General features: G+C 65.3%; 23 protein-coding genes. 9 read left to right on the top strand and 14 right to left on the bottom strand.

Annotation, left to right across the window (positions count from 1 at the left end; translation table 11 throughout):
• Positions 1-4 precede the first annotated feature (4 nt).
• The 5 genes from ubiU to pmbA form a co-directional block, all read right to left on the bottom strand.
• A complete protein-coding gene (ubiU, locus tag H0A72_RS16140) occupies positions 5-1,036 on the bottom strand; it encodes a ubiquinone anaerobic biosynthesis protein UbiU (protein WP_180157164.1) in 1,032 nt (343 codons plus the stop codon).
• Positions 1,037-1,205: 169 nt separating this feature from the next.
• The gene (gene rpsI / locus H0A72_RS16145) at positions 1,206-1,598 is read right to left on the bottom strand and encodes a 30S ribosomal protein S9 (protein ID WP_180065767.1); all 393 of its coding nucleotides are present in this window, start codon (positions 1,596-1,598) and stop codon (positions 1,206-1,208) included.
• Positions 1,599-1,607: 9 nt separating this feature from the next.
• A complete protein-coding gene (rplM, locus tag H0A72_RS16150; protein ID WP_180066244.1) occupies positions 1,608-2,036 on the bottom strand; it encodes a 50S ribosomal protein L13 in 429 nt (142 codons plus the stop codon).
• A gap of 200 nt (positions 2,037-2,236) precedes the next feature.
• Positions 2,237-3,337 (bottom strand): TRAP transporter substrate-binding protein, encoded by a 1,101-nt coding sequence (locus H0A72_RS16155; protein ID WP_180157166.1) that lies wholly within the window; start codon positions 3,335-3,337, stop codon positions 2,237-2,239.
• Between the two features lie 117 nt (positions 3,338-3,454).
• A complete protein-coding gene (pmbA, locus tag H0A72_RS16160) occupies positions 3,455-4,822 on the bottom strand; it encodes a metalloprotease PmbA (protein WP_180157168.1) in 1,368 nt (455 codons plus the stop codon).
• A gap of 60 nt (positions 4,823-4,882) precedes the next feature.
• Between pmbA and yjgA the strand changes: the two genes are divergently transcribed.
• Complete coding sequence (yjgA, locus tag H0A72_RS16165; protein ID WP_180157170.1) at positions 4,883-5,431, top strand: ribosome biogenesis factor YjgA; 549 nt, start codon at positions 4,883-4,885, stop codon at positions 5,429-5,431.
• On the top strand, positions 5,428-6,102 hold the full coding sequence (locus H0A72_RS16170) for an alpha/beta hydrolase (RefSeq protein WP_180157172.1): 675 nt from the start codon (positions 5,428-5,430) through the stop codon (positions 6,100-6,102). Before yjgA ends, H0A72_RS16170 begins: the two co-directional genes overlap by 4 nt.
• Here the strand turns inward: H0A72_RS16170 and H0A72_RS16175 are convergent.
• A complete protein-coding gene (locus H0A72_RS16175) occupies positions 6,099-8,579 on the bottom strand; it encodes a bifunctional acetate--CoA ligase family protein/GNAT family N-acetyltransferase (RefSeq protein ID WP_180157174.1) in 2,481 nt (826 codons plus the stop codon). The genes H0A72_RS16170 and H0A72_RS16175 overlap by 4 nt on opposite strands.
• A 102-nt stretch (positions 8,580-8,681) precedes the next feature.
• Between H0A72_RS16175 and gltX the strand changes: the two genes are divergently transcribed.
• Complete coding sequence (gene gltX, locus H0A72_RS16180; protein ID WP_180157243.1) at positions 8,682-10,097, top strand: glutamate--tRNA ligase; 1,416 nt, start codon at positions 8,682-8,684, stop codon at positions 10,095-10,097.
• A 34-nt stretch (positions 10,098-10,131) separates the two neighbouring features.
• Here the strand turns inward: gltX and H0A72_RS16185 are convergent, their stop codons facing one another.
• Positions 10,132-10,632: a hypothetical protein gene (locus H0A72_RS16185; protein ID WP_180157190.1), complete on the bottom strand. Its 501-nt coding sequence runs from the start codon at positions 10,630-10,632 to the stop codon at positions 10,132-10,134.
• A gap of 150 nt (positions 10,633-10,782) precedes the next feature.
• On the opposite strand from H0A72_RS16185, the gene H0A72_RS16190 reads away from it, so the two are divergent.
• The gene (locus H0A72_RS16190; RefSeq protein WP_180157192.1) at positions 10,783-11,220 is read left to right on the top strand and encodes a CopD family copper resistance protein; all 438 of its coding nucleotides are present in this window, start codon (positions 10,783-10,785) and stop codon (positions 11,218-11,220) included.
• A gap of 25 nt (positions 11,221-11,245) precedes the next feature.
• Here H0A72_RS16190 and H0A72_RS16195 read toward each other — a convergent pair whose 3' ends face one another.
• Positions 11,246-11,698 carry an Lrp/AsnC family transcriptional regulator gene (locus H0A72_RS16195; RefSeq protein WP_180157194.1) on the bottom strand — a complete coding sequence of 151 codons (453 nt, stop codon included), beginning with the start codon at positions 11,696-11,698 and terminating at the stop codon, positions 11,246-11,248.
• 110 nt (positions 11,699-11,808) lie between these two features.
• On the opposite strand from H0A72_RS16195, the gene H0A72_RS16200 reads away from it, so the two are divergent.
• The 5 genes from H0A72_RS16200 to H0A72_RS16220 all read left to right on the top strand — a co-directional run bounded on the left by H0A72_RS16200 (position 11,809) and on the right by H0A72_RS16220 (position 21,253).
• Entirely contained in the window at positions 11,809-15,354 is a 3,546-nt protein-coding gene (locus tag H0A72_RS16200) for an indolepyruvate ferredoxin oxidoreductase family protein (RefSeq protein WP_180157196.1), read from the top strand.
• A 296-nt stretch (positions 15,355-15,650) separates the two neighbouring features.
• Positions 15,651-18,557, top strand: a complete 2,907-nt coding sequence (locus H0A72_RS16205; RefSeq protein ID WP_180157198.1) for a ribonucleoside-diphosphate reductase subunit alpha — start codon at positions 15,651-15,653, stop codon at positions 18,555-18,557.
• A gap of 25 nt (positions 18,558-18,582) precedes the next feature.
• A complete protein-coding gene (locus H0A72_RS16210) occupies positions 18,583-19,725 on the top strand; it encodes a ribonucleotide-diphosphate reductase subunit beta (protein ID WP_180157200.1) in 1,143 nt (380 codons plus the stop codon).
• 157 nt (positions 19,726-19,882) lie between these two features.
• On the top strand, positions 19,883-20,560 hold the full coding sequence (locus H0A72_RS16215) for a histone H1-like DNA-binding protein (RefSeq protein ID WP_180157202.1): 678 nt from the start codon (positions 19,883-19,885) through the stop codon (positions 20,558-20,560).
• Between the two features lie 129 nt (positions 20,561-20,689).
• Positions 20,690-21,253 (top strand): YggT family protein, encoded by a 564-nt coding sequence (locus H0A72_RS16220; protein ID WP_180157204.1) that lies wholly within the window; start codon positions 20,690-20,692, stop codon positions 21,251-21,253.
• 16 nt (positions 21,254-21,269) lie between these two features.
• Here H0A72_RS16220 and H0A72_RS16225 read toward each other — a convergent pair whose 3' ends face one another.
• From H0A72_RS16225 to accB, 6 genes are all read right to left on the bottom strand, one after another.
• Positions 21,270-21,770, bottom strand: a complete 501-nt coding sequence (locus H0A72_RS16225) for an outer membrane lipoprotein (protein WP_180157206.1) — start codon at positions 21,768-21,770, stop codon at positions 21,270-21,272.
• Between the two features lie 113 nt (positions 21,771-21,883).
• Positions 21,884-22,825 carry a carbohydrate kinase family protein gene (locus tag H0A72_RS16230; RefSeq protein ID WP_180157208.1) on the bottom strand — a complete coding sequence of 314 codons (942 nt, stop codon included), beginning with the start codon at positions 22,823-22,825 and terminating at the stop codon, positions 21,884-21,886.
• Between the two features lie 9 nt (positions 22,826-22,834).
• Positions 22,835-24,088, bottom strand: a complete 1,254-nt coding sequence (locus H0A72_RS16235) for a zinc-ribbon and DUF3426 domain-containing protein (RefSeq protein ID WP_180157210.1) — start codon at positions 24,086-24,088, stop codon at positions 22,835-22,837.
• A 23-nt stretch (positions 24,089-24,111) separates the two neighbouring features.
• Complete coding sequence (gene prmA / locus H0A72_RS16240) at positions 24,112-25,047, bottom strand: 50S ribosomal protein L11 methyltransferase (RefSeq protein WP_180157212.1); 936 nt, start codon at positions 25,045-25,047, stop codon at positions 24,112-24,114.
• A 61-nt stretch (positions 25,048-25,108) separates the two neighbouring features.
• Positions 25,109-26,455 (bottom strand): acetyl-CoA carboxylase biotin carboxylase subunit, encoded by a 1,347-nt coding sequence (gene accC / locus H0A72_RS16245; protein ID WP_180157214.1) that lies wholly within the window; start codon positions 26,453-26,455, stop codon positions 25,109-25,111.
• Between the two features lie 3 nt (positions 26,456-26,458).
• On the bottom strand, positions 26,459-26,719 hold a 261-nt coding region (accB, locus tag H0A72_RS16250; RefSeq protein WP_180157216.1), incomplete at its 5' end, for an acetyl-CoA carboxylase biotin carboxyl carrier protein.

Here is a 26,719-nt window from a genome sequence, read left to right on the forward strand (position 1 = left end):
CAGTTCATTTCCATGGGCGGTGATAGGCGCCCAGCGTGTGCTGCTGCCCTTCCGCCACCTTGTTCAGTTCATTCATCCACGCCGGCTTGACGGAATAGCGCTGCAGGCTGGTGGTGCAATGGTCGATGGCCTGGCGCCATACCTTGGTGACCTGAGCGACGTAGGCGGGGCTGCGCTGCCGCCCTTCTATCTTCACCGCGCTGATCCCCATGCGCATCAGTTGCGGAAGGATCTCCAGCGTGTTGAGGCTGGTCGGCTCTTCCAGGGCGTAATAGTTTTCGCCGGCCACATCGAAGCGGCCTTTGCACAGAGTGGGATAGCCCGCGTTCTCGCCGTCGGCATAGCGGTCTATCAGCACGCCGTTCAAGCGGGATTCCAGGCCCTGGTCCGTCTGCTGCCAGCGCACCGATTTCGCGGGCGAACAGACGCCGTAGGTATTGGGGGATTCACCGGTGGCGTACGACGACAGGGCGCAGCGGCCCTCGACCATCACGCACAGGCTGCCGAAGCCGAACACCTCGATCTCGATGGAGGTGTTCTCGGTGACGCGCTCCACCTGCGCCAGGGACAGCACCCGCGGCAGCACCGCGCGCTGCACGCCAAAATGCTTCTGATAGAAATTGATGGCTTCGTAGTTGGTCGCCGACCCCTGGACCGACAAGTGCAGCGCCAGTTCGGGATAGCGGGTGGAGGCATACTCCATCAGGCCCAGGTCCGCCAGCAAGATGGCGTCTATGCCCGAGCCCGCCGCCTTGTCGACGGCTTCCCGCCAGGCCTGCCAGCCTTCCGCCTGCGGGTAGGTGTTCAGGGCCAGCAGCACCTTGCGCCCGCGGGCGTGCGCATACCGGATGCCGTCGTTGATCGACGCCTCGTCAAAATTCAGGCCGGCGAAATTCCGGGCGTTCGTGGCATCGCGGAACCCCAGATACACACAGTCCGCCCCGTGATCGATCGCCGCCTTGAGCGCAGGCAGGCTGCCTGCCGGACACAGCAGCTCGGGGGGCCGGACCGGACTGGTCGGGGGAAGTGTTGACATCGACTGGGACCTCTCTGAAAAACAAGAGATCACTATACCGGGCGCCGAGAGACCGGGTCCTTGAAACAGATCAACGTTTCGCCATCGCATCCGCCCAAAGAAAAACCCCCGGCATTGCCGGGGGTTCGCGGGCCGGCCGCGAAGGCCGGACGACGCTGCGCGCAGGCGATCAGCGCTTGCTGAACTGCTTGCGGCGACGCGCCTTGTGGAAGCCGACTTTCTTGCGTTCGACTTCGCGGGCATCGCGCGTGACGAAGCCGGCCTGCTTCAGGGCGGTCTTGAGGGATTCGTCGTAGTCGATGAGCGCGCGGGTGATGCCGTGGCGCACCGCGCCGGCCTGGCCGCTTTCACCGCCGCCGTGAACGTTGATGTGGAAATCGAACGATTCGAGGTGGTTGGTCAGTTCCAGGGGCTGGCGCACGACCATGCGGCCGGTTTCACGAGCGAAGTACTCGTCGACGGGCTTGCCGTTGACGACGATCTTGCCCGAGCCTTTCTTCAAGAACACGCGGGCCACCGACGTTTTGCGGCGGCCGGTTCCATAGTTCCAATTACCGATCATGACCTATCCTTAGAAATCCAGCGGTTTGGGCTGCTGAGCAGCATGGGGATGCTCGGCGCCGGCATAAACCTTGAGCTTCTTGGCCATGGCGTAACCCAGCGGGCCTTTCGGCAGCATGCCCTTGACGGCTTTCTGGATGGCGCGGCCAGGAAAACGCTCTTGCATTTTCTGGAAGTTGGTTTCGGTGATACCGCCCGGGTACGTAGAGTGGCGATAGTACTTCTTGTCTTGCGACTTGTTGCCGGTCACGACGATTTCAGCGGCGTTGATGATGACGATGTAATCGCCGGTGTCAACGTGGGGCGTGAATTCCGGTTTGTGCTTGCCACGCAAACGACGTGCGACTTCGCTGGCCACACGCCCAAGGACCTTGCCCTTGGCGTCAATCACGTACCAGTCACGCTTGACTTCATGCGGCTTGGCCACAAAGGTCTTCATGATGGTTCCTAGTATTTGAATAAGAAAAGACTTGCAAGGCGCCCCCATGGGCGCCCGGTAAGCCGGAAATTCCCAGCCCAACCACTTGCCAAAGCGTTGTTCTTCGCCCGTGCAACAGGCTGGAAAAGCCCCTCATAATAACATAAGTGGGCGGCGCGACAAAAAACCGCCCGAAGGCGGTTTCACAGGAAGGGCGCGGCTTATTTCTTTTGATTGGCCAGCGCGATGCCCAGGTAGTTGTCGTAAGAGCCTTCGCCCACGCGGAACCAGGGCACGACGCTGTCGCGGAACGCCATGTAGTGGTCGTGGATCTTCTTGAAATGCTCGCTCTTGGCGCAGAATTCCTTGTAGGCTTCGTCGGAAGCCTTGAAGGCCGCGTCCATGACGTCGCGCGGGAAGGCCTTGAGCACCGCGCCGCCGGCGATCAGGCGGCGCAGGGCGGCGGGGTTGTTGGCGTCGTAATCGCCCAGCAGCTTGCCGCCGGCGGCGCGCGACGCCATTTCGATCACGGCCTGATAGGTTTTGGGCAACTCTTTGTAGGCGCCGTCGTTCACATAGAGCGACACTTGCGCCGAACCTTCCCACCAGCCCGGATAATAGTAGTACTTGGCCACTTTCTGGAAGCCGAGCTTTTCGTCATCGACCGGGCCGACGAACTCGACGGCGTCCAGCGTGCCCTTTTCCAGCGAGGGGTAGATGTCGCCGGGGGGAATCTGCTGCGGCACGACGCCCATGCGGGACATGACCTCGCCCGCGAAGCCGGCCGTGCGCATCTTCAGGCCTTGCAGGTCGGATACCGACTTGATTTCCTTGCGGTACCAGCCGCCCATCTGGGTGCCGGTATTGCCCAGGGGGAAGTTGACGATGTTGCGCGGCGCGAAGAGTTCGCGCAACAGCGCCATGCCGCCCGCTTCGTATACCCAGGCGTACATCTGGCGCGCATTCAGGCCGAAAGGCACGGCCGTGTCGAAACAGAAGGCCGGGTCCTTGCCGTAGAAGTAATAGGAAGCCGTCTGGCCGCATTCCACCGTGCGGTTGCCGACCGCGTCCATGACGCCGAAGCCCGGCACGATTTCGCCGGCGGGATACAGGCGTATCGAGAAGTTGCCGTCGGTCGCTTCGCTGACCATCTTGCAGAACAGTTCCGCGGTGGAGTACAGCGGGGGAAGCGAGGGCCCGTAGGACGAGGTCATCTTCCAGCTGATTTTAGGATTGCTTTGTGCCAATGCGGGGGCCGCGACGGCGGCGGTACCCGCCACAGCGCCAAGACCGGCTTTTTTAAGAAATGAACGACGCTGCATTGAGTAGTCTCCTGATTCTCGGACAAACTGCGCTTATGCTGTAGCAACAACAGGAAGGAATATACACCGTACTGCAAGATGTAACCAAGGGCCGGGCCGGCGGCGGCGCGCCGGCCGCTATTTCCCGGCGATGGACATTTGCTCGATCAGCACCGAACCGCTGGTCTTGGAACCGCGGGTGATGTCGTCGGCGCCGACGGCGGCGATCTGGCGGAACATGTCGGCCAGGTTGCCCGCGATCGTGACTTCCTGGACGGCGTGCTGGATCTCGCCGTTCTTCACCCAGTACCCGAATGCGCCGCGCGAGTAATCGCCGGTGACGTAATTGACGCCCTGCCCGATCAGTTCGGTGACCAGGAAGCCGGTGCCCATTTTCTTGAGCATGGCGCGGAAGTCGTCGCCCGGGCTGGTCAGCCGCGACGCCAGGCGCAGGTTGTGCGACCCGCCGGCGTTGCCGGTAGTGGCCATGCCGAGCTTGCGCGCCGTATAGGTGGAAAGAAAATAGCCGTTGAGCACCCCGCCCACGACCACGTCGCGGGCGCGCGTGCGCACCCCTTCGCTGTCGAAGGGCGCGCTGCCCATGGCGCCGGGAATGAAGGGGTTTTCGGCGACGTCGATGTGATCGGCCATGACGGGCCTGCCCAGCGCATCGAGCAGAAAGCTGGCCTTGCGGTACAAGGCGCCGCCGCTGGCCGCCTGCACCAGCGCCCCCAGCAGCCCGACGGCGAGCGGCGCTTCGAACAGCACGGGAAACCGCCCCGTCTTGATGCGCCGCGCCGACAGGCGCGACAGCGTGCGCTCGGCGGCGTAGCGGCCCACCGCCCGCGGGTCGGCCAGTTGGCCGGCGTCGCGCGCCGCGGTGTACCAGTAATCGCGCTGCATGTTGGCGCCCCGCCCCGCGATGGGCGCGACCGACAGGCTGTGCCGGGAATAGGCGTAGCCGCCGAGAAAGCCCCGGCTGTTGCCCAGCACGAAGTGGCCCTCGTGCGTGTCGACCGAGGCGCCGTCCGTGTTCGTGATGAGGTCGCTGGTCGCGTACGCGGCGCTTTCGGCCTCGATGGCGAGGCGGGCGGCCTCCTGGGCGGAGATCCGCCAGGGATGATGCAAGCGCAGATCGGGAAACTCGGTGGCGATCTGATCGGCATCGGGCAGCCCGGCGGCCGGATCTTCGGCCGTGTAGCGCGCGATGTGCCAGGCGGCCTCCACGGTTTCGCGCAGCGCCTGCCCGGAGAAATCGGAGGTGGAAGCCGAGCCGCGGCGCTGGCCGGCGAACACGGTGACGTCCAGCGCGCGGTCGCGCGTCTGTTCGACGGTTTCTATGTCTTTGTTGCGCACCGACACGGACAGGCCGCAGCTTTCCGATACTTCGACCGCCGCGTCGGAGGCCCCCAGGGTCTTGGCATGGGCCAGCGCCTGGCCGACGAGATCGCGAAAACGGGATTGGTTTTCGGCAATGGGTAGGGAGGATGTGGATTGATCGCTCATTGATGCTCTTTCGGTTGAGACGGTTATCATAGCCAATTAAAAGATACTTTTTTCAGCGCCATGCCAAATAATCCGCCCGACATTTCCGACCACGGCTACGACAGGCCCAGCAAATCCCAGGTCAAGCGCGACATGCTGGCCCTGCAGGACCTGGGCAGGCAGCTGGTGGACCTATCCCCGGACCAGCTCAAGCAACTGCCGCTGGCCGAAAAGCTGTTCGACGCGGTGCGCGCCGCGCAGCGCATCACCAGCCGGGAAGGCCGGCGCCGCCAGATCCATTACGTGGGCAAGCTGATGCGCGACGCCGACGCGGACGCCATCCGCCGCCAGCTGGATATCTGGGAAAACGGCTCGCGCGAGCAGACGCAGGCCATGCATCGCCTGGAAGCCCTGCGCGACCTGCTGCTGCGCGATGACGACGCATTGACGCAATTGCTGGATGATTACCCCGGCGCCGACGTGCAGCATCTGCGCGCGCTGATACGCGAAGGCCGCAAGGAAGCGCGCGCCAACGAAGCGCTGCAAGCCGGCCAGGCGCCGCAACGCAAACACTACCGCGCCCTTTTCCAGGCGCTGAAATCCCTTGACGCCGACACGGAGCAGGAATGAGCGACACGCTGCTTGAATGCATAGAAATCGAAACCGGGCCACAGCCCACCCACGCCGTCATCTGGCTGCACGGCCTGGGCGCCGACGGGCACGACTTCGCGCCCATCGTCCCCGAGCTGGGCCTGGCGAACCGCCCGGCCGTCCGCTTCGTCTTTCCCCATGCGAGCGTGCGGCCGGTCACCATCAACAGCGGCATGTCGATGCGCGCCTGGTACGACATCTACCATCCCGCCGTGGTGCCGCGCGAGGACGAGCAGGGGCTGCGCGCCTCGGAACAGGCGCTGCGGGCGCTGATCGCCCGTGAAAACGAACGCGGCATCCCGACCGCGAACATCGTGCTGGCGGGATTCTCGCAGGGCTGCGCCATGGTGCTGCAGACGGGGCTGCGGCTGGAGGAAAAGCTGGCGGGCATGATCGGGCTGTCGGGCTATCTGCCCTTGGCCGGCCGGGTGCCGGCCGAGCGCCATGCGGCCAATCAGCAGACGCCGATTTTCCTGGCCCACGGGACGATGGACCCGGTCGTCGCGTTCGATCGCGCGCGGGCATCCTGCCAGGCCTTGCTGGACATGGGCTATCCGGTCGAATGGAAGACCTACCCGATGCCGCATTCGGTTTGCGGGCAGGAGATCGCGGACATCTCCGTCTTCCTGCGCAAGGTGCTGGCCGGCTAGGGCCGGCGCGTTTCCCCCAGATCCAGCCACACCCGCCGCATCGTCGGATCCTCTTCGTCGGGATCATTCTGAAAACCCAGATGGTCCATCAGGCTCAGCATGGGCCGATTGGCGGCCAGGACCAGGCCGTCGATGTAGGTCAGGCCCTGCTCTTGCGCCGCATCGATCAGCCCGCGCATCAGCTGGGCCCCCAGCCCGCGGCGCTGCCAGTCGTCCGCGATGACCAGCGCATACTCCGCCCCCCGCCCGTCGGGGTTGCGCAAATAATGCGCGAACCCGATGATCTGTTCCCGCGGATGGCCCCGGTGCTCCGGATTGGGCACCTGCACCGTGGCGACCAGGGCGAGCTCGCGGTCGTAATCGATGCGGGTGTAGCGTGCCAGCATGCGCGGCGTCAGCTCGCGCAGCATCGAAACGAAACGCATGTACCGGGACTTGTCCGACAGCCCGCGTATGAACGCCTGCAAAGGCTCGGCGTCTTCCGGCCGGATCGGGCGCAGCATCCACGGCTGCCCGTCCTTGAACACCTTGGACTGCACCAGGCGGCGCGGGTACGGGTGGATGGCCATGTGGCCATAGCCGGTGGTTTCGGGCAGCACCAGCATGGACGCGCTATTGAGCTCCATGCGCACCAGCGAAGCCACCAGGCTGTCGTCATTCGCGTACAGCGGATCGATCACGACGGCGTCCAGCCCGGGCAGCTCGGAAACCATCTGCGACACGCGCTCCAGCGTTTCGATCAGGCAATCGAAGGCGGCCGGCGTGATCTGCGTCAGCAGCGCGCGCTGCCACAGCGAACTGCGCTGCACCAGCTTGCGCGCCAGATAGCTGTTCAGCGGCGGCAGTTCCACCGCCCGCTGCTCGGCGGCCAGCAAGGCGTCCTGGGCGCCCGAACCGAAGACGATGTAGGGGCCGAACCTGGGGTCGCGGGAAACGCGGATGGCCATCGGCAGCGGGTCGTCGTAAGGATCCTCCGGCGTGTCGTCCACCATGACGTGGCCATGCACGTAGCGCAGGGGCATGTGGAAGCAGTCGAGCAGCTCGCGGCATTCCTGCCGGGTCAGGACCCGCCTGCGCTCGCGCTGGGCCGCGCCCACGATGCGGCGGGCGTCGTCCAGCCGCGGCAGCTTGCCCAGCGGTTCGGGCGGCAGTATCTGCTGCGACAGCATCTGGTTGTAGTGGTAGGCGCCCAGAATGCCGAAAGCGTTGGCGGCCGATTCGGGCGTGCGGAAGGCCGGGGTGCCGACGGCGTCCAGGATGTGGCGCAAGGGCCGCATGCCGGCGTCGCCCAGGAAGCAGGTGATGATGGGCTTGCGCGCCTCGGGCGCCATGCGGGCCAGCTGCCGCGCCGCGCCCTCGATGTCGGACAGGGGATCGGGGCACAGCAGCGCCAGCACGCCGTCCACGCCCGGGTCGGTCGCAAGGATGTCGACCACTTGCCGGACGATGTCGGCGTCCATCCGCGCATAGGTCACGACCGGGTTGCGGGCGTCCGACCCCGGCTCCAGCAGCTCGGACAAGGCCTTGACGCTGGCCTGGGACAGGTCCGCCCGCGATACGGACTCCGGCCCGCCCATGACGTCCAGCGCGAGCTGGGACGCCCCTTTGCCGTTCGAGAACAAGGCGATCTTGCGCCCCCGGGGCCGCCGCGTGTGGACCAGGACCTTGAGCGCCGAGAACAGCTGCACGAAATAGCGTATGCGCACCGCGCCGGCCCGGCGCAGCAAGGCGTTGAAGACGACGTCTTCGGCGGAATCGGAATCGCCGTCGCGCCCCACCTTGAGCACCACGACCGGCTTGACGCTCGCCGCCGCGCGCAAGGCGCTGGTGAAGCGGCGCGAAGACGTGGGCTCTTCGAGGTAAAGGGCGATGCCGTCGGTGCGGGAATCCATGGACAGGTAGTCCAGCACGTCGGGGACGTCCACGCCCGCTTCATCGCCCAGGGAGACCACCGCCGAAAAGCCCAGGTGGATGTCCCGCGCCCAATCGAGGACGGCCGCGGTGATGGAGCGCGATTGGGTCACCAGCGCCACCCGGCCGCCCAGCGGGGCCTGCGGCTGGTGGCTGAAGTTCAGGCCCAGGTGGGGGCGCTGTATGCCGAAGGAGCGCGGGCCCAGCACGGCGCAATCGTGCTCGGCGCCCCAGGCCCGGCACCGCTCGATGTCGTCGCCGGGCGCTTCCGAATGCCGGTCGTGCGGCAGGATGACCAGGCTGCGCGGACGATGGCGTTCCAGCCGGGACAAGGCAAGGCCCAGCAGCGCGGGATCGATGCAAAGCAGCGCGAGATCCAGCCTGGCACCCGGGACCACGCCGCACAGGGCTTCCGGCACGCCGGGCTCGGACCCCGGCGGGGCCTCGACCACCGTCAGGGCATTGCGCAGCCAGCGCGGCGGCTCTTGCGCCAGCGCCAAGGGGCGGTCGGTGATGATCAATACGGTGCGCGGTTCGAACAGAGCGGCCAGTCGGTGTCGCAGCATACGTTACCCGGTTTCAGCAATGATGGATGTGTACTCTAAAATAGCGCATTGCGATCATCCGTGCATGCCGGCCGCGCCGCGCTGCCCAGTCTCACTTTTGCCATGGCCACCTCCAATACTTCCATCGTACGCACCCGCTTCGCTCCCTCACCCACCGGTTACCTGCATCTGGGCGGCGCCCGCACCGCCCTGTTCTCCTGGGCCTACGCCCGCCATCACCAGGGCGTCTTCGTGCTGCGCATCGAAGACACCGACCTGGAACGCTCGACGCCGGAAGCGGTGCAGGCGATTCTGGACGGCATGGCCTGGCTGGACATGCGGCCCGACGAAGGCCCTTTCTACCAGATGCAGCGCATGGACCGCTATCGCGAAGTGATCGCGAAAATGCTGGCGGAAGGCACCGCCTACTACTGTTACAGCAGCCCCGAGGAAATCGAGGCCATGCGTGAAAAAGCCCGCGCCGCCGGCCTGAAGCCGCGCTACGACGGCACGTGGCGGCCCGAACCGGGCAAGACGCTGCCGCCCGTTCCCGCCGGCCGCAAGCCCGTCGTGCGCTTCAAGAATCCCCTGGACGGCGCCACCAGCTGGAACGACATGATCAAGGGCCCCATCAGCTTCGACAACAGCGAGCTCGACGACCTGATCATCGCCCGCCCCGACGGCACGCCCACCTACAATTTCTGTGTCGTGGTCGACGACTGGGACATGAGGATCACCCACGTGCTGCGCGGCGACGACCACGTCAACAACACGCCGCGCCAGATCAACATCCTGCGCGCCCTGGGCGCCGACCTGCCGCAATACGGCCACGTGCCCATGATCCTCGGGCCCGACGGCGAAAAGCTGTCGAAACGGCACGGCGCCGTCAACCTCCTGGAGTACGACAAGCAGGGCTATCTGCCGGAAGCCATGATCAATTATCTCGCCCGCCTGGGCTGGAGCCATGGCAACGACGAACTGTTCACGCGCGAGCAGCTGGTGGAATGGTTCGACACCCGCAACCTGACGAAATCGCCCGCGCAATGGGACCCCAAGAAACTCAACTGGGTCAACGCGCACTACATCAAGCAGCGCGCCGACGCCGACCTGGCCGAGCTGGTCGCGCCGCGCATACGGGAACGGGGCGGCGACCCCGGCGCGGTCGACCTGCCGGCCGTCATGGGCCTGCTGAAGGACCGCGCGGAAACCCTGAACCAGCTGGCGGAAGGCGCCCTGCTCTTTTGCGGCCCCCATCAGCCGGCCGCTCCCGAGCTCCTGGCCCAGCATCTGGATGACCAGGCACGGACGCTGCTGTCCGAATTCCGCGCCGAGGCGGCCGGTCTGAGCGCATGGACCACCGACTCGCTGGACGCGCTCATCAAGGACGTGTTGGCCAGGCACGACGCGAAAATGCCCAAGCTGGGCATACCCTTGCGGCTGGTGGTCACGGGCCGGAAGCAGACGCCGGCCATCGGCGCCGTCCTGGCCCTGTTGGGGCGGGACACGGTCCTGGCCCGCCTCGCGGCGTACCAGGCCTAGAACCGGCCGCGCCGGCGGCGCTGCGGCACCGGCCCTAGAAGGGCAAGCGATAGCCCGGCGACATGCGGCGGCCCTTCAGGAGCACGCCTTCGCTGCTGCGCAGGTCCAGCGTCTTGTCGGTGGACGACACGATGGTGTAGCGATTGGTGTAGATGGGGTCGTCGAATTCCACCGGGCTGCCGTTCGAGGTCAAAGTCTGCAGCGTCAGGGTTTGCTGTTCGCGTTTCCAGCAGCCCGCTTCGTACAGGCCTTGCGAGGGGTGCTTGCCCCGCTTGAGCAGTTCGGTGTAGGCCATGGTGCCGTCGGGGTTCAGGGTGATGAGGGTGCGCAATTCGCCCGTCACGCCTTTCTGGGTCCGAACGCTGAGCCAATTTCCCGCCACCTTTTCGTTGGCCGCCGCCGGGACGCAGGCCGGCGGTTCCTTGGGCTTGGTTTCGACGCGGGGGGCGGGGCTGGGGGCCGTGCATGCCGCAAGCAGGGCCGCGGCACACACCGCGGCGGTGGACCGGCATCGTCGCAACAAGTGCATGAGCATCGATTCTTCCTTGCAAAACCACAAGTCGCGCAGGGTGACGAAGCGCAGCGCTGCGCGACCGGCATAAAATTGAAAATCATTCTACCCGAAGCGCCGGCGGCGATCGCGCACGGCGCCCTCCTGTTACGCACTGTCATAGAATCGGCCACCATGGATTATTCCGTCCTCATCACCCTGCATCTGTTCGCCGCCTTCATCTTCGTGGGCACGGTGTTCTTCGAAGTGCTGATTCTCGAAGGCATACGGAAGGACGTCCAGCACGACGCCATGAAAAGCGTCGAAAGAGCCATCGGCCGGCGGGCGCGGCGCATCATGCCCTGGGTGCTGCTGGTGCTGTACGGCGCCGGCATCAGCATGGCCTGGCACTACCGCATGGTCCTGGCCCACCCGTTCGAGTCTTCCTTCGCGCTGATGCTGAGCCTGAAGATCCTGCTGGCGCTCAGCGTGCTGGGGCACTTCATCACCGCCATGGTGTGGGGCACCCGGCACAAGCTGAACGCCCGCCGCGTGAAATTCATCCACATCAGCGTCTTCAGCCACATGATCGCCATCATCATATTGGCCAAGGCCATGCTGTACACGTCCTGAGCAGGCGGGGGCCAGGCCCGCGCTTCTACAAGGGCAGCCGCACGTCGTGCTTGATTTCCCGCAGCGCCACGATGGTGCGCGTCTGGCGCACGCCCGGCAGGTTGAACAGGAAGCGGTGCAGGAAGCTGTCGTAGGCTTCCGCGCTCGGCACCACGATTTTCAGCAGGAAATCGGCGTCTCCCGTCACCGCGTAGCACTCCAGTATCTCGGGCGCGTCGCGCACCGAGCGTTCGAAATTCTGGACGATGTCGGCCGAATGGCGATCGAGGCTGATCTGCGTGAACATGCAGCTTTGCAGGCCCACTTTATGCCGATCGACCTTGGCGTAATACCCCTGGATCGTCGCCGACGCTTCCAGCGCCTTCACGCGCCGCCATACCGGGGCGGCCGACAGGCCCACGCGCTCGGACAGCTGCTGGGCGGACGCACGGCCGTCTTGTTGCAGCTGCGTGAGGATTTTTATGTCGATTGCATCCATTCTTGTCCCTAAACGAAACAAACATTTCAATAACTAGGGATTCTACGCTAGGACTAAGCAATAAAAACAGCGGCGCTCTTCTCTACCATGGAAACATACTGGAGACGACCATGCCCGCTGTACAACTCGACACCCAATACCGACTCGAAGACAACCTCAACGCGACGTCCGGCCGCGTTTTCCTGACCGGCACGCAGGCCCTGATCCGCATGCTGCTGTCCCAGCGGCGCGCCGACCGGCGGCGCGGCCTGAACACCGCCGGCTTCGTCACCGGCTATCGCGGTTCACCGCTGGCGGGGGTGGACATGGCCATGTGGCGCGCCCGGGAAGCGCTGGAGACCCACCAGGTCAGTTTCCTGCCGTCCATCAATGAAGACCTGGGCGCCACCATCGTCATGGGCACGCAGCAGGCGGGCGTCAGGGACGACAAGAAAGTGGATGGCGTGTTCGCCATGTGGTATGGCAAGGGGCCGGGCGTGGACCGCGCGGGTGATGCCCTGCACCACGGCAATGCGGCGGGCGCCTCGCGCCACGGCGGGGTGCTGCTGGTGGTCGGCGACGACCACACCGCCGCGTCGTCGTCGATCCCCCACGCGAGCGAAAGCACCCTGCTGTCCTGGAACATCCCCATCGTGCATCCGGCCTCCATCGAGGAATACGAACTGTTCGGCCGCTGGGGCTGGGCGCTGTCGCGCTACAGCGGGTCCTGGGTCGCCTTCAAGGCGGTGACCGAAACCGTGGAAAGCGGCCGGGCGTTCGAGTTGCAGCCCATACCCGATTTCATGCAGGAGGGCCCGGCGACCGAGGACGGCGCGCTGGAGTACAGCGCACGGGAATTCCTGACGCCGGCGATCGAAACCCGCATGGCTCGGCGGCTGGAGGCCGTCAAGGCTTTCTCGCGCCTGTACAGCCTGGACCGCATGATCGACCCCGCGCCCGAGGCGCGCATCGGCATCGTCACCGTGGGCAAGGCCTTCCTGGATGCGCAAGAGGCGCTCGCGCGCCTGTCGGTGCAAGCGGCCGGCACCGCGCCGCCGCCGATGCGCCACTACAAGATCGGGCTCAGCTGGCCCATCGACGCCCCGGGTTTCCTGGCCTTCGCCAAAGGCCTGGATCATATTCTGGTCATCGAGGAAAAAGCGCCCATCGTCGAGACCCAGATCAAGGACGCCCTGTTCAACGCCGCCGTCCGGCCGCGCGTCGTGGGCAAGCGCGACCTGGAGAACGAGGCGCTGATCCCGCGCGAAGGGCAGCTCAGCCCCGCCCTGCTGGAAAGCGTCCTGCGCCGCTGGCTGCGCCAGAGCGCCGGCTGCGTCTTCCCCGATGCCGCGGCCGCCGCGCGCGCCGCCTCCGCCGCTGAACCCCAGGGCGTCTCCGCCGAGACCGGGATCCGCGAGCTGTCCCGCAAGGTCGCCGGCCCGGAACTTACCCGCCGCCCTTATTTCTGTTCCGGCTGTCCGCACAATACCTCCACCAAAGTGCCCGAGGGCAGCCAGGCCCTTGCCGGGGTCGGCTGCCACTACATGGCGACCTGGATGGACCGCGACACCAGCGGGCTGACGCAGATGGGCGGCGAGGGCGCGGACTGGATCGGGCTGTCGCGGTACACCACCCTGCCCCACATCTTCCAGAACATGGGCGAAGGCACTTATTTCCACTCCGGCTACCTCGCCATCCGCCAGGCCGTCGCGGCCGGGGCCAACATCACCTACAAGATCCTGTTCAACGACGCCGTCGCCATGACGGGCGGGCAGCCGGTGGACGGAAAAATCTCGGTACCCAGCATCTGCCAGCAGATGTTGGGCGAAGGCGTGAAGAAAGTCGTCATCACGACGGACGAGCCCGAGAAGTACAAGGGCGTGGCGCTGGCCGCCGGGACCAGCGTGCACCATCGCCGCGAACTCGACGCCTTGCAGCGGGAACTGCGTGACATCCCGGGCGTCACCGTGCTGATACACGACCAGACCTGCGCCGCGGAAAAGCGCCGGCGGCGCAAGAAGAACGCCTACCCGGACCCGGCGCGCCGGCTCTACATCAATCCCGCGGTCTGCGAAGGCTGCGGCGATTGCGGCACGCAATCGAATTGCCTGTCGCTGGTGCCGCTCGAAACCCCTTATGGCCGCAAGCGCGCCATCGACCAATCGAGCTGCAACAAGGACTACAGCTGCGTCGACGGCTTCTGCCCCAGCTTCGTCTCCGTCATCGGCGGCAAGCCGCGCAAGGCGGCCGTGTCCGGCTCCGACGACCGCGAGCGGCTGCGGGCGATGATGTCCGCGCTGCCGCCGCCGCCCGCGCGGCAGCATCCCGACACCTGCAACATCCTGGCGGTGGGCATAGGCGGGACGGGCATCATCACGGTGGGCGCCATCCTGTCGATGGCCGCCCATCTGGAAGGGCGTGCCGCCTCGGTGCTGGACGTCACGGGCCTGGCCCAGAAAGGAGGCACGGTAATCAGCCACATCCGGCTGTCCAGCGGGCCGCATTCTCCCGCCGCGGTGCGGATCGATCCGCGGCAGGCCGACGTGGCCATATTGTGCGACGCCGTGGCCGCCAATCGCCCCGAAGCGCTGCAGGCCTTGAACCCGGGCCGGACCGCGACCAGCATCAACAGCTATCTGGCTCCGACCGCCGAATTCACCCGCGATCCGGACGTCCGGCTCGACGCCCAGCCACTGATCGACACGCTGCGGGCGACGGCGGGCCAGGCCAACACCTGGACGCTGGACGCGCACGCGCTGGCCGAGCGCCAGTTCGGCGACAGCATCCTGGCCAACATGATGATGCTCGGCTTCGCATGGCAGCGCGGCCACATCCCGCTGAGCGAAGAAGCCATCCTGCACGCGCTGGTCCTGAACGGCGTGGCCGTGCAGGCCAACCAGGAGGCCTTCCGCACGGGTCGGCTGGCGGCGGCGCGGCCCGAGGCCCTGCCGCCCGAATCGCGGCCCGCCGAGCAGGTCGTCACCCTGCATGCGCCCGAATCGCTGGAGGCCATCGTGGAACGGTGCCGCGCCTCGCTGACCGCCTACCAGGACGCCTCTTATGCCCGCCAATACACCGAGATCGTGGAGCGCATGCGGCTTGCCGAAAGGGCGCTGCACCCGAACGCCCGCCCGCGGCTCACGGCCAAGGTCGCGCAATCCCTGTACAAGCTCATGGCCTACAAGGACGAATACGAGGTGGCGCGCCTTTTCAGCAACGGCGACTTCCGGCGCGAGCTGCGGGAGAAATTCGAGGGCGACTTCAGCCTGCGCTTCCATCTGGCGCCGCCCCTGCTGGCCCGCCGCGACCCGCGCACCGGCATCCCGCGCAAAATGACGTTCGGGCCCGGCACCGAGCGCCTGTTCCGCCTGCTGGCCCATGGCAAAGTGCTGCGCGGCACCTGGCTCGATCCTTTCTCGTACACGGCGGAACGCAAGATGGAACGCCGGCTGGTGCGTGAATACCAGGCGGCGCTGCGCACCATGACCGACAGGCTGGACGAACAGAACTTCCAGCTCGCCCTGGAGCTCGCCGACCTGCCGCAAAAAGTGCGCGGCTTCGGGCATGTGAAGCAGGCCAACGTCGAGATTTATCAACAGCGGCTCGCGCAATTGTTGGCCGCCCTGGACGGCCCTGTCATGAAAACTCACAATTATTTTTCCGGAGTGCCCGCCTGACGCCCGGCGCGAGCAATTCCGCCCATAGGCCTTGGACTTACGCGCCAAGGCCGCTTTTTTTTTGGCAGCGCATGCACGGAAATTAAGAAAAATCAAGTTCTTTTATGCTTGCCTGCCGCCCGCCCCGACACTACAATTAGTGCTCAAAACACATTGAACCACAACATCTAGTGGTCAAAACCTGACGCACGCCACCTCAGCCATTTTTCGCGGAAATGCAGACAGGCGGCGGCAAACATCCAGATCCGCTGTTGATCGCGCGCCGCAGTCGCGCGAATTTCTGCCCAGGAGCCCTCATGCACTCAACATCCACCGTTGAATCCACGCCCACCACGACCGCCCATCGGGCGCCCGCCGACGACACGGCGCGCAGCGGCAATCAATGGAGCAACTTCCAGATCATCCGGCGCAACGGCGCCGTGGCCGGCTTCGAGCCCGGCAAGATCGCCATCGCCATGACCAAGGCCTTCCTGGCGGTCAAGGGCGGGCAAGGGGCGGCCTCCGCCCGCATCCGCGAACTGGTCGAGGACCTGACCGCGCAGGCCGTGAACGCGCTGGTGCGCAATCGCCCCGGCGGCGGCACCTTCCATATCGAAGACATCCAGGACCAGGTCGAGCTGGCGCTGATGCGCTCGGGCGAACACGACGTCGCGCGCGCCTATGTGCTCTACCGCGAGAAACGCGCCCAGGAACGCGCGCGCCAGGCCGAGTCGCAGCCGCGCGCCGAGCCCGCCGGCCTCAACGTCACCGACAAGGGCGTGTCGCGCCCGCTGGACCTCGCCCAACTGCGCAAGACCATCGAAGAAGCCGGCCAGAACCTGCCGGAAGCCATCGACACCGACGCCATCCTGAAGGAAACGGTCAAGAATCTGTATGACGGCATTCCGGTGGACGAGGTCTTCAAGTCCGCCATTCTGTCGGCCCGCGCCATGGTCGAGACCGACCCGTCCTACAGCCAGGTGACCGCCCGCCTGCTGCTGCACACCATCCGCAAGGAGGTCCTGCAGGAAGAGGTCTCGCAATCGGACATGTCGACCCGCTATGCGGATTACTTCCCGCGCTTCATCAAGACGGGAATCGAAGGCGAACTGCTGGACCCCAAGCTGGCTCTGTTCGACCTTGAAAAGCTGGCGGCCGCGCTCAAGGCGGAACGCGACCTGCAATTCAACTATCTCGGCCTGCAAACCCTGTACGACCGCTATTTCCTGCACCTGCGCGGGCGCCGCATCGAGCTGCCCCAGGTGTTCTTCATGCGGGTCGCGATGGGCCTGGCGCTGAACGAGATCGACCGCGAAGACCGCGCCATCGAGTTCTACGAAACCCTGTCGTCCTTCGACTTCATGAGTTCGACGCCGACGCTCTTCAACTCCGGCACCCTGCACTCGCAGCTTTCGTCCTGCTACCTCACCACGGTCTCGGACGACCTCGCCGGCATCTACGACGCCATCAAGGAAAACGCCCTGCTGGCGAAATACGCCGGCGGCCTGGGCAACGACTGGACGCCCGTGCGCGCGCTGCGCAGCCATATCAAGGGCACGAACGGCGAAAGCCAGGGCGTGGTGCCCTTCCTGAAAGTGGTGAACGACACGGCCGTGGCGGTCAACCAGGGCGGCAAGCGCAAGGGCGCCGTGTGCGCCTACCTGGAAACCTGGCACCTGGACATCGAAGAGTTCCTGGAACTGCGCAAGAATACCGGCGACGAGCGCCGCCGCACGCACGACATGAACACCGCCAACTGGATTCCCGACTTGTTCATGAAGCGCGTCATGGAAAACGGCGAATGGACCCTGTTCTCGCCGTCCGACGCACCCGACCTGCACGACAAGTACGGCAAGGCCTTCGAAGAGGCCTATCTGGGCTATGAAGCCAAGGTCGCGCGCGGCGAACTGCCCCTGTTCAAGAAGATTCCCGCCGTGTCGCTGTGGCGCAAGATGCTGTCCATGCTGTTCGAGACCGGCCATCCCTGGATCACCTTCAAGGATCCTTGCAACATCCGTTCGCCGCAGCAGCACGTGGGCGTGGTGCACAGCTCCAACCTGTGCACCGAGATCACGCTCAACACCAGCGACACCGAAATCGCCGTCTGCAACCTGGGCTCGGTCAACCTGGCCGCGCACATGCGCCGCGACGACAGCGGCCGCTACGTGCTGGACCACGCCAAGCTCGAGCGCACCATCGACGTCGCCATGCGCATGCTCGACAACGTCATCGACATCAACTACTACGCCGTGCCGAAGGCGCGCAACTCCAACCTGCGCCACCGCCCCGTGGGCATGGGCGTCATGGGCTTCCAGGACTGCCTGCTGCTCATGCGCGTGCCCTTCGCCTCGCAGGAAGCGGTCGAGTTCTCGGACCAGTCCATGGAAGCCGTTTGCTACTACGCCTACCGCGCGTCCAGCAAGCTGGCCATCGAACGCGGCGCCTATTCCTCGTTCAAGGGCTCGCTGTGGGACCGCGGCATTCTTCCCCAGGACACCCTGAAGCTGCTCGCCGAAGAACGCGGCGGCTACGTCGAAGTCGACGACAGCAGCACGCTGGACTGGGACGGCCTGCGCGCCCACATCCAGCGGCACGGCATGCGCAATTCCAATTGCATCGCCATCGCCCCGACCGCCACGATCTCCAACATCGTCGGGGTCGCCCCTTGCATCGAGCCCAATTACCGCAACCTGTACGTCAAGTCCAACCTGTCGGGCGAGTTCACGGTGGTCAATGACTACCTGGTGCGCGACCTGAAGGAACGCAAGCTGTGGGACGAGGTCATGGTCGCCGACCTGAAGTACTTCGACGGCAGCCTGGCCCGCATCGACCGCATCCCCGCGGACCTGCGCAATCTGTATGCCACGGCCTTCGAGATCGACCCGCGATGGATCGTGGAGTGCGCCGCGCGCCGCTCCAAATGGATAGACCAGGCTCAATCGCTGAACATCTTCATGGCCGGGGTGTCGGGCAAGAAGCTCGACGACGTCTACAAGCTGGCGTGGGTGCGCGGGCTCAAGACCACTTATTACCTGCGCTCCACCGGCGCCACCAACGCGGAAAAATCCACCGGCCGCGGAGGCGAGCTCAACGCCGTGGCCTCGCATGCGCCCGCGGCATCCGCCGCCGCGCCGGCCGGCCTGCCCGCCGCCGAAGTGGTCGGCGCGGTGTGCACCATGCGCCCCGGAGACGAGGGCTTCGAAGAATGCGAAGCCTGCCAATAAACTTGAATACAGGAAGCCGAACACCATGTTGAATTGGGACGACAACACCAGCAGCACCCTGGCCGCCGCCACGCCGGCGGCCCCCGCAACCCGCGCGCGCGCGGACGACGCCATGGCTCCGCCCCCGGCCGCCCAGGCCGGCGACACCGGCGGCCGTGTGCGCGCCGCCGACAAGCGCATCATCAACGGCAAGACCGACGTCAATCAGTTGGTGCCTTTCAAGTACAAATGGGCTTGGGAAAAATACCTCGCCACCTGCGCCAACCATTGGATGCCGCAGGAAATCAACATGTCGCGCGACATCGCGCTTTGGAAGAATCCCAACGGCCTGACGGATGACGAGCGCCGCATCGTCAAGCGCAACCTCGGTTTCTTCGTGACCGCCGATTCCCTGGCGGCCAACAACATCGTGCTGGGCACCTACCGCCACATCACCGCGCCCGAGTGCCGCCAGTTCCTGCTGCGCCAGGCCTTCGAGGAAGCGATCCATACGCATGCCTATCAATACATCGTCGAAAGCCTGGATCTCGATGAAGCCGAAATCTTCAACGCGTACAACGAAGTGCCGTCCATACGCGCGAAGGACGAGTTCCTGATTCCCTTCATCAACGTCATCGCCGATCCGAACTTCGAGACCGGCACGCCCGAAGCCGACCAGACGCTGCTCAAGTCGCTCATCGTCTTCGCCTGCCTGATGGAAGGCCTGTTCTTCTATGTCGGGTTTACGCAAATCCTGGCGCTGGGCCGGCAGAACAAAATGACGGGCGCGGCCGAGCAATACATGTACATACTGCGCGACGAGTCCATGCACTGCAATTTCGGCATCGACCTCATCAACACCATCAAGCTCGAGAACCCGCATCTCTGGACATCCGAGTTCCGCGAAGAACTGCGCCACTTGTTCAAGCAGGCGGTGGACCTCGAATACGCTTACGCCGAAGACACCATGCCGCGCGGCGTGCTGGGCTTGAACGCATCGATGTTCAAGTCTTACCTGCGCTTCATCGCCAATCGGCGCTGCCAGCAAATCGGCCTGGAGCCGCTCTTCGGCCAAGAAGAAAACCCCTTCCCCTGGATGGCCGAAATGATCGATCTGAAGAAGGAACGCAACTTTTTTGAGACACGCGTGATCGAATATCAGACCGGAGGAGCCTTAAGCTGGGAATAAAGCTTGGAAGACAGCAAGAGCTTACGTTAGACTCTAGGCGTGCAAAGCCGATGATGCTTTGCACGCATGCGCCATTTGAGATGGGTCGCACACGAACAGTGGGGGCTATATCAAATGGGTGGACGTTCTCTTAGACTCGATCTCAAGGAGCAATACTATGGCAACAGCCAAAAAGGCCGCAAGCAAACCGGCCGCCAAGAAAGCCGCACCGGCAAAGAAGGCAGCAAGCGCCAAGAAAGCAGCGGTAAAAAAAGTTGACGAAGTAAAGAAGGCAGCCCCCGCCAAGAAGTCCACCACCGCCGCAAAGAAAGCGGCAGCCCCCGCCAAGAAAACCGCAAGCGCAGCCAAGAAGGCGGTAGCCAAGAAAGCCGCGCCCGCCAAGAAAGCCGTCGCTAAAAAAGCGGCCGCCAAGAAGGCGGCGCCCGCCGCCAAAAAAGCCGTAGCCAAGAAGGCCGCGCCCGCTAAGAAGGCAGCGGCCAAGAAAGCCGCACCCGCCAAGAAAGCGGCAGCCAAGAAGGCCGCGCCCGCCGCCAAAAAAGCCGTAGCCAAGAAGGCCGCGCCCGCCAAGAAGGCGGCAGCCAAGAAAGCGGCGCCGGCCAAGAAAGCGGCAGCCAAGAAGGCCGCCCCCGCCACGAAAGCGGCCGCCGCCAAGACGGCCACCGCGGCCAAGAAGGCGGTGAGCTCACCCGAAGAAGCGCCCAAGAAAGCCGCAGCCAAGAAGCCCAGCGCAAAGGCTGCTGCCAAGGCGGCGAAAGACGCCGGCGCGGCGCCCGCCGCAAAGACCAGCGTCAATCCCGCCGCGTCGTGGCCCTTCCCCACGGGCGGCCGCCCCTGATAGGCCCTCCGCCACGCAGCACCTTCGGAACTGCCCGGCCATGCCGGGCAGTTCCGTTTCAACACTGTCTTTCGTACGGGGTTGCGGCATGCGACAATGGCGCATTCGACACCACCCGTAGCGCATCACATGTTCAGCGAAGCCTTGCACTTCATCATCAACATCTTTTTCACGCTATTCGGTATCGCGCTGCTGCTGCGCGCCTGGATGTTCGCCATACGCCTGCATCCTTTCAATCCTTATGCGCAAGCGGTCTTGCGGGTGACGAACTGGCTGGTGCTGCCCATGCGAAGGGTGATCCCGGCCGGCAACAAGCTGGACTGGCCCAGCCTGGTGGCCTGCTGGCTTACTGCGCTGCTGTTTCTTTTGCTGACGTGGTCGCTGTTCATGGGCACGCTGCCTTCGCTGCAGAGCATCGCTCCAGCGCTGGTGGCGGCGTTGCTGACGGTGCTCAAGTGGGCGTTCAACGTCATCCTCTGGATGACGCTGATCCAGGCCGTTCTGTCGTGGGTGAATCCCATGGCGCCCATCATGCCCTTGCTTCAAACGCTGACGGCGCCGATGCTGGACCCGATACGCCGCGTCATGCCGAACTTGGGCGGGCTGGATCTTTCCCCACTGGTGCTGCTGATCGTGGCTCAGGTTGCGATGATGGTGCTGCAGAGCATGGCGTTTTCGCTGTTCGGGGTTTGAGGCCGCGCCCTACCCCTTACATCGGCACGACTCGGCTAGGCCCATTGCCGCTGATGATGCGCACCCGCTGGCCGGGGCGCAGCGCGACATCGGCCGCCTGCGCAATGACACGGGTCTCGCCGTTGTCGAGCTTGACCGTGATCTCGAGCCCCGCTTCCTTGCCCATTTGATTTTCGACGGCATTGCCCGCCATCGCGCCCAATATGCCGCCGCCGATCGATGCCAGCACACGACCCGTGCCGCCCCCCACCGCGCTGCCGGCCACGCCGCCCAGCGCACCGCCCGCCACCACGCCGGCGCCGCTGGTCCGGTCCTTTTGAATGGTCACGTTGCGCACGGCTTCCACGGTGCCCGTGCGCACGATCTGTTCACGCTGCGCCTGCCCGTAGGTGTAGACCGAGGACGATGCCGTGTCGTTGGCACACCCCGCCAGAATGGCCAGCGAGCTCAGCGCGGCCGCCACGGCCAGCGCGCGCCCCTTGCGAATTCCCTGGGTGGGTAAAGTAGTAATAGCCATTTAGCGCTCCTGATGAAACATAAAGCCGCCCCGGCAGGCGGCGGCCGCCGGCGTATGGGCGGCTCCGCGAGGGCTCGCCCATGCAGCCTTCGACGGCGGCCTGCCTGCCTTGCCTACAGGAGCAGATTGACCCCGTAGTGCCGGTTCAACGCCGAGCCGATATCGGCGCGCGTCGGGCGGTGGTTCTGTGGACCTCTGGAAGCAATTTTAAAGCCGCCCATTACATTCGCCAAACGGCAGGCGTCCTCCAGATCCCAATTTTGTGTAAGGCCATACAACAGCCCGGCCCGATGGGCGTCCCCGCAGCCGGTCGGGTCCACGATGTGATCGACCTTGATGGCGTCGATGTGCGTTTGCGTGCCGTCGGCATACAGGGTGGCGCCGTCGCCGCCGCGCGTGACCACGACGGCGCGCAGGTCTTGCGCGATGTCGGCCATGCTGCGGCCGGTCCGCTGTTCGACGACGCTGGCCTCGTAATCGTTCGCCGCCAGGACGTCGGCCAGGCCCAGCATCTCGTTGATGTCGTCGCCCGAGAACAATGGCATCGCCTGGCCCAGATCGAAGATGAAGGGTATGCCCTGCCGGTGCAGGCGGCGCGCATGCGCGAACATGCCGTCCTTGGCGTCGGGCGCGACGATGCCCCAGCAGGCCTGATGCCCGGTCAAGTCGTTCTCGGCGGAACGCGTCATTGCGCCCGGGTGGAAAGACGCGATCTGGTTGTTGTCCAGGTCGGTCGTAATGAAGCACTGGGGCGTGTACATGTCGGCCAGCACGCGGATCAGGCTGGTGTCGATTCCCAATTGCTGCATGTAGATGATGTAGTCCGCCGCATCGGCGCCCACCGTCCCGACCGGTATCGGGTTGCCGCCCAGGAGGCGCAGGTTGTAGGCGATGTTGCCGGCGCATCCGCCATATTCCTTGCGCATGCTGGGCACGAAAAACGAGACGCTGAGCGACTGAATGCTGTCGGGAAGAATGTGTTCCCTGAAATGCCCTTCGAACACGGCGATCGTGTCGAACGCCACGGAACCGCACACCAATACTTTGTCCGTCATCACATGACCTTATTGAAAGAATTTGTCGAGCTGATAGCCGTTGACCTTCAGCCCGTCCAGCTTGATCGGCAGGCTGACCGTCAGTTCGCTGGATGCCGGGAAGGGCCGGCTCAAGGTTTCGGGCGCCAGGTATTCCGCCGGCGCAAGGTTTTTCCTGACCACGAGCGTCCCCGAGAAATCTTTCAGGTCCAGCACCATGGTGGGCCACTCCTGCGGCTTCTCGTAGGCGTTGCGCAGAGTGAATTGCAGCGTCATCTGGCTCGCGCCTTCCGGCGCTTCCCCCGGCGCGGCGGGAGAGGCGCGCAAGGCGGAACTCGTGACGCTGATCTGGTCGATGCGGCGCGCATAAGGCACCTTGCAGGCCAGCGAGACGCAGGCCTGTTCGAGCATGGGCCGCAGAGACGGAATCTGGTTGGCGATTTGCGCCCGGTACACGTACAGCGCCTGGGCGGCCAGCAAGAGCAGCCCGGCCACCACCAGCACGCCCCAGAACACTCTGGCCCAGGATGAAAACACCGTTGCGGAGCCGTCGAGATAGTCGTCGCTTTGATCGGCGGGCGCCGGAGCGTGGGCCGGCCGGCGCGGCTCGACATAGATGGGCCCCGCGGGGGCGGCGCCGCCCCCGATGGATGGCTCTCCGATGGACGGACCGCCGACGCGGGGCTCCCGGCCGGCGGCATCCACGGCCCGGTCGATGCGCGGCCCGTGGATCGGTTCTTGGCTGAAGCGCGGCGCCTGGTCGGCCCGCGCTTCCCGGCCGGCGCGCAACCCATGATCGATGCGCGGCTCGTGCTCCGTGCGCGGCCCATGGCCGATGCGCGGTTCGTGGTCGGCGCGGGGCCCGTCCGCTTGCCGGGCGGCGGGCGCGCCGATCTTGAACTCCGGGTCCTGCCGGCCATGGGCGGCGGGTTCGCCGGGCGTCACCGAAATCGTGAACCGCCCCTCCCCGGCGACGGGCGCCCCGGCCCGGTCGGCGGCCGTTCGCCCCGCATGCGTTTCAGCCGGCCTGCCCACGGGCGTTGCGGAAGCCGGGCGCGGCCCGGCGACGGGCGGAGCCGCCGGCGGCAAAGACGCCGCCGGAGGTGCGTCCGTCATCTTGGACGCCGGCGGCGCGGACGGATTTTCGGCGGCCACGACGGCTTCGTAGCCGTCAAAGATGTGCGCGCAGTGGATGCAGCGAATGAAGCCCTTGCGCAGCTGCAGCTGCGCAAGGCTCGCGGAAAATGTGGTGCCGCACTGCGGACAGCGGGTGGTCAGTTCCATAGACGTAAACCATTAGTCCTGCATCATTGGACTGCGCGTTTCCCATGCAGGCAGACCCAGCCGTCACGGGCACGCCAGACGCTCATTGCCAGCCATGGCGCATAGGCCTGGGCGACTTCCTCGGCCTGGCGCTCCAGCACGCCCGACAGCACCAGGTCGCCGCCGGGACGCACCCGGTTGGCCAGCATGGGCGCAAGAACCTTCAGGGGATTGGACAAAATATTGGCCACGACGACCTGGAAGTCCCCTTGCGGCAGGGCATCCGGCAGCATGGCGGCGATCTCGACGCGGTTGGCCTGGGCGTTATGGACGGAAGACTGGACCGCCTGCTCGTCGATGTCGACGGCGACCACCCGGCCGGCGCCAAGCTTTGCCGCCGCAATCGCCAATATACCCGAACCGCAGCCGTAATCCAGCACGGCGGATCCGGGCTGCAGGTCGGCGGCCAGCCACTCCAGGCACAGGTGCGTGGTGGGATGGCTGCCCGTTCCGAAAGCCAGGCCCGGATCGAGCTCGATATGGACGACGCCGTCTTCCGCCGGGCCCCGGCCTGAACCGGCCCGGGGGACGTCGGGGTTGTCGCGGTGCCAGCTCGGGACGATCCAGATGCGCCCCGCCACTTGTATGGGGTTGAATTGCGCCTGGGTCAGGCGCACCCAGTCCGCGTCGGGGACATCGCGCAGCAGGCAGTCCGCGTCTTGGTAGTCGGCCACGCCGGCGTCGCGCACCTGTTCCAGCAATTGCCGGTGGTCCAGGCCGTCGGGCAGCAGCGCCACGACGCGGTTGCGCCGCCATGCCTGCACGGCGGGCTCCAGCCCCGGCTCGCCGAACAAGGGCTGCTCGGCGGCGGTGTCGCCATCGGCGTCTTCGACCGAGACCGAAAGCGCGCCGGCCTCGAGCAAGGCGTCTGACAGGGCTTCGGCCTGCGCTTCGGGACAAATGAGCACGAGTTCGCGCATAGTGACTTCCATTGGCAAAACAGGGGCGGCGCCCCTGTTTTCTTGAAACGAATTCGGACGGTCAGGGCCGCTGGGACAGTTTGTGCTCCAGATAATGGATGCTGGTGCCGCCCTCGCGGAAACGCACGTCCTGCATGAGCTCGCGGTGCAGCGCGATGTTGGTTTGCACGCCTTCCACCACCATTTCAGACAGGGCGATGTCCATCCGGGCGATGGCCTGTTCGCGTGTTTCCCCGTAGGTGATCAGCTTCGCGATCATGGAATCGTAGTTGGGGGGCACCGTGTAGCCGCTGAACACGTGGGAATCCATGCGAACCCCCGGGCCGCCGGGCGTATGCCAGTTGGTGATGCGGCCGGGACTGGGCGTGAACTTGAACGGGTCTTCGGCATTGATCCGGCATTCGATGGCATGCCCTTTGAACTGGACGTCGCGCTGGCGCAGCGTGAACTTCTTGCCGGCGGCGATGAGTATCTGCTGCTGCACGAGATCGATGCCCGTGACCATTTCGGTGACGGTATGCTCGACCTGGATGCGGGTGTTCATTTCGATGAAATAGAACTCGCCGTTTTCATACAGGAATTCAAACGTGCCGGCGCCGCGGTAGTTGATCTTGCGGCAGGCTTCCGCGCAGCGGTCGCCGATGCGCTCGATGAGGCGGCGCGCAATGCCCGGCGCGGGGGCCTCTTCGATGACCTTCTGGTGGCGGCGCTGCATGGAGCAGTCGCGCTCGCCCAGCCAGAGCGCATTGCGCCCGCCGTCGGCCAGGACCTGGATCTCGATATGGCGAGGGTTCTCGAGGAACTTCTCCATATAGACTTCAGGATTGTTGAACGCTGCGCCCGCTTCGCTGCGAGTGGTCGCCACCGCGGTGAGCAGCGCGGCTTCGGTATACACCACGCGCATGCCGCGCCCGCCGCCGCCGCCCGCCGCCTTGATGATGACGGGGTAGCCGACCTGGCGCGCAATCTTGACGATTTCCTCGGGGTCGTCGGGCAGGGCCCCTTCGGAGCCCGGCACCACCGGCACGCCCGCTTCGATCATGGCGCGTTTGGCGCAGACCTTGTCGCCCATGATGCGTATGGATTCCGGGCGGGGGCCGATGAACACGAAGCCGCTTTTTTCGACGCGTTCGGCGAAATCCGCGTTCTCGGCCAGGAAGCCGTACCCCGGGTGGATGGCTTCGGCGTCGGTCACTTCGGCCGCCGAAATGATGGCCGGCATGTTCAGATAGCTGTCGCGGGCCGGCGGCGGACCGATGCACACGGACTCATCGGCCAGGCGCACGTACTTGGCGTCCCGGTCGGCTTCCGAGTGGACCACCACCGTCTTGATGCCCAGTTCGCGGCATGCGCGCTGTATGCGCAGGGCGATCTCGCCGCGATTGGCAATGAGGATTTTTTCGAACATGAGTTAGCCAATAACAAACAAGGGTTGACCGTACTCGACGGGCTCGCCGTTCTCGACCAGGATTTCCTTGATGACGCCCGCCTTGTCGGCTTCGATCTCGTTCAGCAGTTTCATGGCTTCAATGATGCACAGCGGCTCCCCTTCCTTCACCGCCTGGCCGACCTCGACGAACGGCGATGCGCCCGGGTTGGGCGCGCGATAGAAGGTGCCGACCATCGGCGCCTTCACGACATGGCCCGCCGGCGCGGGCGGCGCGGCGGCCGG

It is taken from the genome of Parapusillimonas granuli (assembly GCF_013416525.1).
GTDB lineage: Bacteria > Pseudomonadota > Gammaproteobacteria > Burkholderiales > Burkholderiaceae_B > Parapusillimonas > Parapusillimonas granuli.